Annotated in this window: 13 protein-coding genes; 6 read left to right on the top strand and 7 right to left on the bottom strand. The window is 60.5% G+C overall.

What is annotated here, in order from left to right:
* The 6 genes from ACW9UQ_RS00065 to ACW9UQ_RS00040 all read right to left on the bottom strand — a co-directional run bounded on the left by ACW9UQ_RS00065 (position 1) and on the right by ACW9UQ_RS00040 (position 5,570).
* Positions 1-1,212 carry an acetyl-CoA C-acetyltransferase gene (locus ACW9UQ_RS00065; protein ID WP_458928943.1) on the bottom strand — a complete coding sequence of 404 codons (1,212 nt, stop codon included), beginning with the start codon at positions 1,210-1,212 and terminating at the stop codon, positions 1-3.
* Complete coding sequence (locus ACW9UQ_RS00060) at positions 1,205-1,585, bottom strand: hypothetical protein (RefSeq protein WP_458928942.1); 381 nt, start codon at positions 1,583-1,585, stop codon at positions 1,205-1,207. Before ACW9UQ_RS00060 ends, ACW9UQ_RS00065 begins: the two co-directional genes overlap by 8 nt.
* Positions 1,582-2,214 carry a glutathione S-transferase family protein gene (locus ACW9UQ_RS00055; protein WP_458928941.1) on the bottom strand — a complete coding sequence of 211 codons (633 nt, stop codon included), beginning with the start codon at positions 2,212-2,214 and terminating at the stop codon, positions 1,582-1,584. The genes ACW9UQ_RS00060 and ACW9UQ_RS00055 overlap by 4 nt, the downstream gene beginning before the upstream one ends.
* Before the next feature lie 474 nt (positions 2,215-2,688).
* On the bottom strand, positions 2,689-4,467 hold the full coding sequence (locus ACW9UQ_RS00050) for an acyl-CoA dehydrogenase C-terminal domain-containing protein (protein WP_458928940.1): 1,779 nt from the start codon (positions 4,465-4,467) through the stop codon (positions 2,689-2,691).
* A gap of 21 nt (positions 4,468-4,488) precedes the next feature.
* Positions 4,489-4,887, bottom strand: a complete 399-nt coding sequence (locus ACW9UQ_RS00045) for a MerR family transcriptional regulator (RefSeq protein ID WP_458928939.1) — start codon at positions 4,885-4,887, stop codon at positions 4,489-4,491.
* A gap of 74 nt (positions 4,888-4,961) precedes the next feature.
* Positions 4,962-5,570 carry an endonuclease/exonuclease/phosphatase family protein gene (locus ACW9UQ_RS00040; protein WP_458928938.1) on the bottom strand — a complete coding sequence of 203 codons (609 nt, stop codon included), beginning with the start codon at positions 5,568-5,570 and terminating at the stop codon, positions 4,962-4,964.
* A 159-nt stretch (positions 5,571-5,729) separates the two neighbouring features.
* Between ACW9UQ_RS00040 and ACW9UQ_RS00035 the strand changes: the two genes are divergently transcribed.
* The 3 genes from ACW9UQ_RS00035 to ACW9UQ_RS00025 are packed head-to-tail and all read left to right on the top strand — an operon-like array spanning position 5,730 to position 8,007.
* Entirely contained in the window at positions 5,730-6,155 is a 426-nt protein-coding gene (locus ACW9UQ_RS00035) for a PaaI family thioesterase (protein ID WP_458928937.1), read from the top strand.
* A 3-nt stretch (positions 6,156-6,158) separates the two neighbouring features.
* A complete protein-coding gene (locus tag ACW9UQ_RS00030; RefSeq protein ID WP_458928936.1) occupies positions 6,159-6,668 on the top strand; it encodes a PaaI family thioesterase in 510 nt (169 codons plus the stop codon).
* The gene (locus tag ACW9UQ_RS00025; RefSeq protein WP_458928935.1) at positions 6,661-8,007 is read left to right on the top strand and encodes an MATE family efflux transporter; all 1,347 of its coding nucleotides are present in this window, start codon (positions 6,661-6,663) and stop codon (positions 8,005-8,007) included. Before ACW9UQ_RS00030 ends, ACW9UQ_RS00025 begins: the two co-directional genes overlap by 8 nt.
* A 62-nt stretch (positions 8,008-8,069) precedes the next feature.
* Here the strand turns inward: ACW9UQ_RS00025 and guaD are convergent, their stop codons facing one another.
* Positions 8,070-9,353: a guanine deaminase gene (guaD, locus tag ACW9UQ_RS00020; RefSeq protein WP_458928934.1), complete on the bottom strand. Its 1,284-nt coding sequence runs from the start codon at positions 9,351-9,353 to the stop codon at positions 8,070-8,072.
* A 78-nt stretch (positions 9,354-9,431) separates the two neighbouring features.
* On the opposite strand from guaD, the gene mgtE reads away from it, so the two are divergent.
* The 3 genes from mgtE to ACW9UQ_RS00005 are packed head-to-tail and all read left to right on the top strand — an operon-like array spanning position 9,432 to position 12,151.
* Complete coding sequence (gene mgtE, locus ACW9UQ_RS00015) at positions 9,432-10,820, top strand: magnesium transporter (RefSeq protein ID WP_458928933.1); 1,389 nt, start codon at positions 9,432-9,434, stop codon at positions 10,818-10,820.
* Positions 10,821-10,874: 54 nt separating this feature from the next.
* On the top strand, positions 10,875-11,783 hold the full coding sequence (locus tag ACW9UQ_RS00010; protein WP_458928932.1) for an AAA family ATPase: 909 nt from the start codon (positions 10,875-10,877) through the stop codon (positions 11,781-11,783).
* A complete protein-coding gene (locus tag ACW9UQ_RS00005) occupies positions 11,783-12,151 on the top strand; it encodes an ADP-ribosylation/crystallin J1 (protein ID WP_458928931.1) in 369 nt (122 codons plus the stop codon). The genes ACW9UQ_RS00010 and ACW9UQ_RS00005 overlap by 1 nt, the downstream gene beginning before the upstream one ends.
* The last annotated feature ends 53 nt before the right edge of the window (positions 12,152-12,204 follow it).

Genomic DNA, 12,204 nt, shown 5'->3' with positions numbered 1-12,204 from the left:
TCAGACCCGTTCGATAATCGTAGCGGCCCCCATGCCTGAGGCGACGCAAAGCGTGGCAAGGCCGGTGCCCTTGCCGGTCCGCTCCAGCTCATCCAGCAGGGTGCCGATGATCATCGCGCCTGTCGCGCCCAGCGGGTGGCCCATGGCGATGGCGCCGCCATTGACGTTGACCTTGCTGTGGTCGACATCGAACGCCTGCATGAAGCGCAAAACGACCGAGGCAAAGGCCTCATTCACCTCGAACAGATCAATGTCCGAGATGCTCATGCCGCTATCGGCCAGGATCTTCTCGGTCACCGGCACCGGACCGGTCAGCATGATGGTCGGATCCGTTCCGATCTTGGCCGTGGCGCGGATACGCGCGCGTGGCTTCAGCCCGTATTTCTGGCCGAACTCCTCATTGCCGACCAGTAGCGCCGCTGCCCCGTCCACAATACCCGAAGAGTTTCCGGCATGATGCACATGGTTGATCTTTTCCAGATGCGGATATTTCAGCAGGGCAATGCTATCAAACCCCGGCATCACCTCGCCCATTTCCTTGAACGAGGGCTTCAGCGCGCCCAGCGTCTGCATATCCGTCTCGGGCCGCATGTATTCGTCATGCGACAGGATCGGCAGGCCGTTGATATCGTTGATGGTCACGACCGATTTGGCAAACCGCCCATCGTCCCAGGCTGCCTTGGCACGTTTCTGGCTTTCCACGGCAAAGGCATCGCAATCGTCGCGGGAAAAGCCGTATTCGGTGGCAATGATATCGGCCGAAATCCCCTGCGGCACAAAATAGGTCTTCATCGCCAGACTTGGATCGACAGCAATCGCCGCGCCGTCCGATCCCATGGCAACGCGCCCCATCATCTCGACCCCGCCGGCGACATAGGCCTGACCAGCCCCGCCCTTGACCTGATTGGCGACAAGGTTGGTTGCCTCCATGCCGGATGCACAGAACCGGTTGATGGCCAGCCCCGGAACCTTTTCGTCAAAATCCGACAACAACACGGCAGACCGCGCCAGACAGCCGCCCTGCTCCATCACCTGGGTGACATTGCCCCAGACCACATCCTCCACCGCTTCGGTATCCAGATTGTTGCGGTCCTTCAGCGTGTTCAGCACCTCGGCCGACAGGCGCACGGCGCTCACCTCGTGCAGCGATCCGTCCTTGCGGCCCTTGCCGCGCGGGCTTCGGATTGAATCATAGATAAAGGCGTCAGACATTGGGGTCTCCTTGAACTTGAGAAATAAGGATCAGCCACAGCAAAATGGCGAGCAGTAACCCGACCAGCGCCAGCGGCGTCTGGAAGCGGTAAAACGCATGAACACGGTCGCCGAAATGCGTGAAGGCGACGAAAAAGATCAGCGGGATGGTGACAATGACGGTGCGCATCACCCCAAGCAGATAAAGCCCGGCCAGAAACGCGCAGGTCACCCCGGACCAGGCCAGAATGCCAACCAGCATATGACCCAGCCCCTTTTGTGCCGAGAAGTCATTCGGGTCCGGGTTGCGCTCCTGTGCGGCGCGCAGGCCAATGGCACTGCCTGCGGTGAACAACGACAGGCTCATCAGGATCATGATGGTCCCGTCGCTCATGCGCCCTCCAGCGGATGGCCGGGCATCAGGTCATAAGGGTGTTTCCAGCCGGGCAGGGCGGCGATGGCGCTGCGCCAGCGGTCGATATTCGGGAACTGGTTCATATCGACCTGGAATTCATCGGTGAAATAGAGATACCCGACACAGGACAGATCGGCGATGGTCAGCGCCTCGCCAACGATCCAGTCGCGCCCCTCAAGATGCCGCTCCAGCGTTTTCATCGCTGCATGCGCACGGCCCATCAAAAAGGCAATCACCCCCGGATCGCGCTTTTCTTCCGGCAGGAAGTTCATCAAAAAGCGCCCCGTCGCGATATTGCCGGTCAGCTTGTGATTGTCCCAAAGCATCCAGCGCAAAATCTCGCGCCGCATCTCTGCAGAGGTTGCGCCGTATGTGCCATGCTTTGACGACAGATAATCAAGAATGACGGCAGACTGGGTCAGCGTCGTCTCCCCGTCGACCAGAACCGGCACCTCGCCCATTTCATTGAGCGCCAGAAAATCCGGGCTGCGCGACCCGCCATTGAAGAAATCAACGAATACCGGCTCCCAGTCCGCGTCCATCAACGACAGCGCCAGCGCCGCCTTGTAAGCATTCCCGGACTGAGCAAAGCAATAAAGCTTGTACATGGTTTCCCCCTGTTAGGGATGAGTGCTTACACGCATCTCATCGCCAGATTTTTTGATGAACCTTTCTCGGCGCAAGCGAGCATACTCAACAAGACAAGCAATAACTGCCGAAGCCAACAGTGTTCCCCCAATGATGAACCCGATAACGGCAAATTGATAGGCAGCGGCCATGCCAATTCCGATATTGTCGTTGCATGGAAAGATCATGTCCTCCGGGCCGACAACTATGGGTTTACACGCTAGGTATTCTCGCCAACACCAACCGGAGGGAGCCAGAACGACTACAGCAGCCAATAGCAGCCAGAGCGCGGACGAATACAACGAAAGACAAGGTCTGATTTCTCTTCCCATTATGTTCGGCACTCCGTCAGGGGATATCTGTCGATCATCCTAGTCGGTTAGCGTTTGGTCTCCCTAAACCAGAGGCATAGGGTCAGCATGTATCAATAGGGTGCGTGTTGCCACGCACCCTGCTTAGAAAGCTTCAGCCGTCAGCGCCATCACCGGATCTGCGCCGGAGTTGATCCGCGCCAGATGCATGCCCGTCGCGGGCAGTTGGCGGGCCATATAGTAGCGACCGGTGGCGATCTTGGCGTTCAGGAAATCGGCATCGCTGTCGCCAGCCTCCAGCCGTTCCATCGCCACCTTGGCCATCCGTGCCCACATAAGGCCCAGGCAGGTATGCCCGAACAGATGCATGAAATCGGTTGAACCGGCCAGCGCCGCATTCGGGTCCTTCATGCCATGCTGCATGAAATACATCCCCGCCGCCTGAAGGTCCTTGGACGCCTGTTTCAGCGGCTCAAGGAAATCGGCTTTCAACGCCTCATTGCCTTCATTCTCTTTGATGAAGCCTTTGACCATCTCAAAGAAGGCCATCACATGCTTGCCACCGTCAGTGGCCAGCTTGCGGCCCACCAGATCCAGCGCCTGCACGCCATTCGCGCCTTCGTAGATCATGGTGATCCGGGCATCGCGGGCGAACTGGGACATGCCCCATTCCTCGATATAGCCATGCCCGCCATAGACCTGTTGCGCCTGAATGGCGTTGTCAAAGCCCTTGTCGGTCAGGAACCCTTTGACCACCGGGGTCAGCAGGCTGACCAGCCCTTCGGCATCGGCGTCGTCAGAACGATGCGCGGCATCCACCAGACTGGCACACCAGATCGCAAAGGCCCGTGCCCCTTCGGTAAAGCTTTTCTGATCCATCAGCATACGCCGCACATCGGGATGCACGATCAGCGGATCGGCCGGGCCATCGGGGTTTTCGGTCCCGGTGACAGCGCGGCCCTGCAGCCGGTCTTTCGCATAAGCCACCGAGTTTTGATAGGCCGCAACCGCTTGCGCATAGCCCTGCAGGCCAACACCGATCCGCGCCTCGTTCATCATGGTGAACATGGCGCGCAGGCCCTTATGTTCCTCACCCACCAGATAGCCGGTGGCCTCATCATAATTCATCACACAGGTCGAATTGCCGTGGATGCCCATCTTCTCTTCCAGCTTGCCGCAGCTCACACCGTTGCGCTCGCCCAGGCTGCCGTCTTCCTTGACCAGGAATTTCGGCACGATGAACAGAGAGATACCCTTCACGCCCTCAGGCCCGCCGGGGATCTTAGCCAGAACCAGATGGATGATGTTCTCGGCCATGTCGTGCTCACCAGCCGAGATAAAGATCTTCTGCCCGCTAATCTTGAAGCTGCCATCGCCCTGCGGCTCTGCCTTGGTGCGCAACATGCCCAGATCGGTGCCGCAATGCGGTTCGGTCAGGTTCATGGTGCCGGTCCATTCACAGGTCACCATTTTGGGCAGATAGGTCGCTTTTTGCTGCTCGGACCCATGCGCATGAATGGCGGAATACGCGCCATGGGTCAGACCTTGATACATGTTAAACGCCATGTTGGCCGCAACATGCATTTCGCCGACGGCTGTTGCCAATGCATATGGCATTCCCTGACCGCCATACTCCGGATCGCAATCCAGCCCGGTCCAGCCGCCCTCGCGCACTGTGTCGAATGCGTCCTTGAAGCCCTTGGGCGTCCGCACGACACCGTTCTCCAGAACGCAGCCTTCCTGATCGCCCACCACATTCAGCGGGGCCAGCACATCGCGCGCGATTTTTCCTGCCTCTTCCAGAATGGCACCGGTGAAATCACGGTCCAGTTCGGAATATCCCGGAATGTCGCTTTTATCGACGTTCAGCACATCATGCAGAACGAAATCCATATCCTTCAGCGGTGCCTCATATACTGGCATCTCTGATCCTCCCGTTAAATCTTATTCTGCGGCCTTGGCGCTGCTGCGCTCGGCCAATACACCTTCAACCCATTTCAACTGATCTTTCAGATCGGTGATGGCCTGACCCAGTTCCTCGCGTTGCGACACCATCGAGGCCAGATGCTTTTGCGCCACGTCATAGGTCCGCGACAACTGCGTGACCTGCTGGTCATCAATGTCGTAAAGGTTCAGCAACTGGCGGATTTCCTCCAGCGCAAAGCCAAAGCGCTTGCCGCGCAGGATCAGCTTCAGCCGCGCGCGGTCCCGCCGGGTAAACAGCCGCTTTTGCCCTTCGCGAATCGGAAAGAGAAGTTCCTTGGCCTCATAGAAACGCAACGTGCGCGGGGTCACGTCAAATTCCTTGCACATGCGGCCGATGGTATAGTTTTCGTCGGTCATCGTCGGTCCATGAGTCTGGTTTTGGTTGGACAGAAGATAGCTCCACTTGACGTTAAGGTCAAGATTTTGACCTGTCAGTCGTTCTTGAGGCTGATATCCGCTACCACACCGGCATGATCTGACCCGATAAGCGGGCGCATCCGCACCTGCCCGCCACCGGGGGCCAGAACCAGATCAATCGGCAGCGGGATATTGCGTCTTGAAAATGTGAACTGCGCAGGTCCGGCCAGACGCGTGCCCGTCATGCGGGCAATGCGTTGAACCCTTTGGGTCCAGGGTAGCATATTGAAATCACCCGCGATAACGGTCGGCCCCTGCAAGGGGGTAAGGACACCCGCCGCTGCGGCCTCCGCCTCTGCGCTTTGAAACGGCCAGGGCCAGTGGATATGCAGAGAAACGATCCAGACCTCCTGCCCGCCAATCATAATCGGGGCCGCCGCAACAGCCCGCCAGTCCGAGCATTTGGGCGGGCCAGAGAATGGATGGCGCGACAGCACGGCAATCCCAAGCGCAAGGCGCATCAGAATGGATCGCGAAAACCCAAGACCGATCAAGCACATCAGGCCAAAGCCGGGTCTCAACAATGAAATCGTGTCGGTTGCACGGTGCAGGTCCGGCAGAAATCCAATTGCAACCCCTGCAGCACAGAACAGGAATATGGTCGCCAGCAGGCGTGCAAGCATGAAACCGCGCCCTTTAATAGAGGTTGCCACGTTCTCTGCAGGCAGGTGACCGTGATTGCAAGGCAATTAACATGAGGCGCGTTGCAAAGGGTTTGGCGGCGCAAAGCTCTTTGATCTTTGCCATTGCGCGCCCGTCTGCCTCCCGGCTACACCAAATGAATGAGTGACACCCGCAAAGCCAGTATTGCACGGCAGTTCATCCAGGCGATCCCGCATTCCCAGGACCTTGGTATGGTTCTAGATGATATCGGGGCGGGCACGGCCAGGATGTCTCTGCCCTACGATGCGCGTTTTGTTGGCGACCCGGCAACCGGTGTTCTGGCGGGTGGGGTGGTGACCGCGCTGCTGGATACCTGCTCGGGCGCGGCGGTGATGTCGCATCCTGCGGCCCCGGCGGGGACGGCGACGATTGACCTGCGCATTGACTACATGCGCTCGGCCGAACCCGGCAAACCGGTGCATGCCTCTGCCGAATGCTATCGCATCACCAAATCCGTTGCCTTCGTCCGCGCCACGGCCTGGTGCGATGATCCCGATACGCCCGTGGCGGCGGCTGCCGGGGCATTCACCGTGGAAGGGGCCTGACACATGGTGCGTCCCCGTCCCGAACCGATCCAGGTGGTCAAGCAGCGCCGTGATGATGCGCTGATGCGCCTTGTCGGATCGATCCCCTACATCGCCCATCTGGGCATCAGTTTCGAGCGTATGGGCGATGAACTGACGGCAAAGCTGAACTATTCCGAAAAGCTGATCGGCAACCCGTTTCTGCCAGCCCTGCATGGCGGCGCAACCGGGGCCTTTCTGGAAATTACCGCCGTAATCGGCCTGTCCTGGGGCCAAATCTGGGAACGGATGGAGGGCGGCGGCGACGCTGCGGCCAGGATCGAGTCCGGCACCTTTCCGCCCCTGCCCAAGGTCATCGACTTCACCGTCGATTACCTGCGCACCGGCCTGCTGCGGGATGCCTATGCACGGGCGCGGATCAACCGCTCCGGCCGCCGCTATGCCTCCGTGCATGTTGAGGCATGGCAGGACAATCGCGCCCGTCCTTTCGCCCAGGCCACCGCCCATTTCCTGATGCCCCCCAGCGATGGCTGAACACAGCACCGCTGATCCGGAAAAGGCCCAGCCTGTCACCCATCGCCGGGTGCTGCATATCGCCCTGCCGATTGTCCTGTCCAACGCCACCGTGCCCCTGCTGGGGCTGGTGGACAGCGGTGTCGTCGGCCAGTTGGGGCTGGCCGCGCCCATCGGTGCAGTCGGGATCGGTGCCGTCACTCTGGCCGCGATCTACTGGATCATGGGCTTTCTGCGCATGGGCACCACCGGAATGGTCGCCCAGGCCCGCGGCTCGGGCGAGGTTGAGGAAACCGGCGCGCTTCTGACCCGCGGCCTGCTGATCGGCGGTGCGGCAGGCCTGATCTTCATCGCCCTGCAATACCCGCTTTTCGCTGGGGCCTTCTGGCTCTCGCCCGCCTCGGCCGAGGTGGAAAGCCTCGCGCGCAGCTATATGATCATCCGCATCTGGTCCGCGCCTGCGATCATCGCCACCTACGCGCTGACCGGCTGGCTGATTGGCATGGAACGCACACGCAGCGTTCTGATCCTTCAGCTCTGGATGAATGGGCTGAATATCGTGCTGGATATCCTCTTTGTGATGGGCTTCAACTGGGGGGTAGAGGGGGTTGCCTTCGCCACTTTCCTTGCCGAATGGACCGGGGCCGCCCTTGGCCTCTACCTCTGCCGCGAGGCCTTTAGCGGCAGTCAATGGCGCAACTGGGCGCGGGTGTTCGATAAGGCCCGGCTAAGATACATGGCTGCCATCAATATCGATATCATGATCCGCTCTGTCCTGCTGACCGGCTCCTTCCTCAGCTTTCTCTACTGGGGCGGGGCCTTTGGCGATGATGTGCTCGGCGCAAACCAGATCCTGCTCTTGTTTCTTGAGGTCACGGCCTACGCCCTTGACGGTTTTGCCTTCGCGGCCGAGGCCATGGTCGGTGCCGCCCTCGGCCAGAGAAACCGCGCCGCCCTGCGCCATGCGGCCATCATCACCAGCCAATGGGGCGTCGGCCTGTCCTTTGCGCTGGGCGCGGCCTTCTACCTTTGCGGCCCGGCCATCATCGACCTGATGGCCAAAGCCCCCGGCGTGCAGGAACAGGCGCGCATCTACCTGCCCTGGGTCGCCGCCGCCCCGGTGATCGGCATCGCGTCCTGGATGCTGGATGGTATCTTCATCGGGGCTACACGCACCGCCGCCATGCGCAACGCAATGCTGATCTCAACCGCCATCTATATTGTCGCCCTGCTGTCGCTGGCCACAACCTTCGGCAATCACGGCCTCTGGGCCGCCCTGATGATCCTCAACCTTGCGCGCGCCATCACCCTGGCCATCCGCTACCCCGCACTGGAAGCCGCCGCATCAAGACCACCATAGCCCTTCATTGTTCCAAAAATATCCCCGCCGGAGGCTCCCACCGCTGACCGTCAGAACCAACCTCAGCCCACCGGGCGCCCCGCCACATAAACCTGCGCCACAGCCCGATCATCGCCCAGCATGATCGTCGGAAATACCGTTTCCCAAAAATCATCGGCCCGCGCCACCCGCTGCTCAATCACCGGGGTAGAGGCCAGATCCAGCACCACCAGATCGGCCATGTACCCCGCCTCCAGATTGCCGATATCCGCCAACCGCAACACGTTCGCACTGCCCGCTGTCGCCAACCACAACAGGGCCGAGGCATGCAGCGGATTGCCCTGCAACTGACCGATCTCATAAGCCGTTGCCATGGTGCGCAGCATCGAAAAACTCGACCCGCCGCCAACATCCGTCGCCAGCCCGACTGGAATACCCTCCGCCCCGGCGCGGGCCATGTCAAAAAGGCCTGACCCGATAAACGTGTTGGATGTCGGACAATGCGCAATCCCGGACCCGGTGTCCCGGATCGCCGCCCATTCCCGTTCCTTCAACTGGATCGCGTGTCCCATCACCGTGCCGGGGCCAGCCAGCCCGAACCGCTCATAAACCGCGAAATAATCGCGATCGTCGGGAAACAACTCCGTCACCCAGACAACTTCCTCAACCTGCTCGGACAAATGCGTCTGCATCGCGCAATCAGGATGCTCAGCCCATAACGCACCCGCAGCCTCCAACTGCGCCGGGGTTGAGGTTGGGGCAAAACGCGGCGTAACCGCGTAGCGCAGCCGCCCGCGCCCATGCCAGCGCTGGATCAAAGCCTTGCTGTCATCATAGCCCGATTGCACGCTGTCCATCAGGTTATCTGGCGCATTGCGATCCATCATCACCTTACCGGCCACCATCGCCAGCCCCCGCGCCTCGGATGCCTGCATCAACGCGTCAACGCTCTGGGGATGAATGGTGCAATAACACGCCGCACTGGTGATCCCGTTCGACAGGTTCAGATCCAGATACCGCCCGGCAACCTCCGCCGCATAATCGGCATCGCCGAACCGTGCCTCTTCGGGAAAGGTATAGCTGTTCAGCCAGTCGATCAGCCGCTTGCCCCAACTGGCGATGATCGCCGTCTGCGGGTAATGCGCATGGCAATCGACAAACCCGGCCATGATCAGATGATTGCCATGATCCGTGCGCGGCACCTCCGGATAAGCCGCCAACAGCGCCTCAGCCTCGCCCATCTCCGCCACGCGGCCCGCCGCAATCCGCACAGCACCTTGCCGAATGTGACGCGCCGCCGCTGGTCCCTCGACCAGCGGATTGCCGCTAAAACTCAGCACCTGACCCAAAAGAAGGGATGTTTCCATATCCGCCCATTCCGCGTAATTCTGCGACCCGAGCTAACGCGCAACGCGGGGCCTGTGCAAGTCCGGCAAGGGGGCGACATGAGCGATATGACAGAAATCACGCCGGACACACCGGAAAGCGAAGACGCCTACGAGCTGAACGCCGCCACCGTCGACGGCATCCTTGCCGCTGTCGAACTTGGGGCCAGGGATCGCCTGCACGAGCTGCTGGGCCCCCTGCACGAAGCCGATATCGCCGACCTTCTGGAACAGATCCCGCCTGCCGACCGGCGCAAATTCCTCGACACCTGGGGCGAAAAGATCGATGGCGCGGTTCTGCACGAGCTGGAGGAGGGCGTTAAGGACGAGATCCTCGATTACCTCGATGACGACGTCCTCGCCAGCGCCGTGCAGGAGATGGAGACCGATGACGTCGTCTATCTGGTTGAGGATATGGAGGAAGCGCAGCAGGAAAAGCTGCTCGATGCACTCGACGATGCCGACCGTGTCGCCGTCGAAGCCGCCCTGCAATACCCCGAGGACACCGCCGGCCGCCTGATGAGCCGCGAGATGGTGACCGCCCCGGAACACTGGACCGTGGGCCAGGTCATTGACCATATGCGCGATACCGAAGACCTGCCGGAAGATTTCTACAAGGTGATCCTGGTCGATCCCGCCATGCACCCGGTCGGTACGGTGATGCTGGGCCGGATCATGGCGCATAAACGCGATATTCTTCTGTCCGATATCGCCGATATGGACCCGCGCCTGATCCCGGTCACCCAATCTGACGAGGATGTCGCCTATGCCTTTAACCAGTATCACATGATCTCAGCCCCGGTGATCGACGACAGCGGCCGTCTGATCGGCGTGATCACCATCGATGATGCGATGGACGTGCTGGAAGACGAGGCCGAGGAAGACATGAAACGCCTGGCCGGTCTGGGCGACGAAGAACTCTCGGACAATGTCTGGGAAACCGCCAAACTGCGCTTCCCCTGGCTGGCGGTGAACCTTGTGACGGCTATTCTGGCCTCGCTGGTGATCGCCCAGTTCGAAGATACGATTGCCGCGATTGTTGCATTGGCCGTGCTGATGCCAATCGTGGCCTCAATGGGCGGCAATGGCGCAACCCAAACCCTGACGGTGGCCGTCCGCGCCCTGGCCACCCGCGACCTGACCCGCTCCAACGCGATGCGGATCATCCGGCGTGAGGCCTTGGTTGGCCTCGGCAATGGCGTGGTATTTGCTGTGCTGATCGGGCTGGTCGGTGTGTTCTGGTTCGGCTCCCCCATGCTGGGCATGGTGATCGGCATCGCCATGGTCATCAACATGGTCGTGGCCGGTCTGGCGGGCATCTTGATCCCCATGGGGCTGGAACGGGCCGGGGCCGACCCGGCCCTGGCCTCGGGCGCGTTTGTGACCACTGTGACCGATATTGTGGGGTTCTTCGCCTTTCTTGGCCTTGCCGCGGTGATGCTTTTATAGATTGATTTTCGCGCCAGGCCCCGGTCTGTTGACCCAAACCCGGAAGGACCGCCAATGACCACCTTGCCATCAAGCATCGATACAACCCAAAAGCTCTTGGAAAGCGTCGACTATGTCTGTGGCCGGTCGCTGGCGACGGTGGTGTTTCTGGCGCTGAAACTGGGCCGCCCATTGTTTCTTGAGGGCGAGGCCGGCGTCGGCAAGACCGAGATCGCCAAAGCCCTGTCCGCCGCACTTGGCCGCCGCCTGATCCGGTTGCAATGCTATGAAGGACTGGATGCAGCCTCTGCCGTTTATGAATGGAACTTCCCCGCACAAATGGTCGCCATCCGCACGGCAGAGGCGTCAGGCGCTGATCGCGACGCGTTGACCGATGATCTGTTCTCCGACCGCTACCTGATCCGCCGCCCCCTGCTAGAGGCGATGCGCCCGCAAGAGGGCGGCGCGCCGGTCCTGCTGATCGACGAGCTGGACCGCACTGACGAGCCGTTCGAGGCGTTCCTGCTGGAAGCACTCAGCGACTTTCAGGTCACCATCCCCGAACTTGGCACCATCCGCGCGCCAGAGCCGCCGATTGTCATCCTGACCTCGAATCGCACCCGCGAAGTGCATGACGCCCTGAAACGCCGCTGTCTCTATCACTGGGTCGACTATCCCGATTTCACCCGCGAGATGGAGATCATCGCCGCCCGCGCCCCCGAAGCGCAAGAAACACTCAGCCGCGAAGTGGTGGCTTTCGTCCAGAAACTCCGCACGGAAGACCTGTTCAAAAAACCTGGCGTGGCCGAAACCATCGACTGGGCCAAATGCCTGATCGCCCTCGATGCCGTGGAGCTCAGCTCGCAAGTGATTTCGGACACGCTGGGCGCGCTGCTGAAATATCAGGATGACATCCAGCGCCTGGAAGGCTCTGAGGTGAAGCGAATTCTTGATGAGGCCAAAACAGAATTGGAAGCGATCTAATGGGTATGATCCTCTATCGCCCTACCGGACAGGCAGAGCTTGATCTGGTCGAGGCCACCGACTGGCGACGTTGGCCCCCAAGGCTGCCGGACCAACCAATTTTCTATCCAGTGACCACGTTTGAATATGCTGAGAAAATCGCTCGCGACTGGAACTCAGTACGCCCCGCCCCCGACAATATGGGCTATGTTACGCGCTTTGAGATTTCAGACGTGCTGGCCGCCCGCTATCCGGTACAGGATGCCGGCGGCCAGGCCCATCAGGAGCTTTGGGTGCCAGCAGAAGAACTGGACATGTTCAATGACGGAATCATAGGCATGATTGATGTTGTCGCAAAATATCGCGACGGCACCCGGCTGGATGACTGAGCGCCCGGCTCACCCCTCCGCCCGCGGGGGACGGGCCCACCCGCCCACCCCCC

Source organism: Halovulum sp. GXIMD14793, from assembly GCF_054457435.1.
Note: the sequence above shows the minus strand (reverse complement) of the source record. Positions and strands in the feature narration are given on the sequence as shown.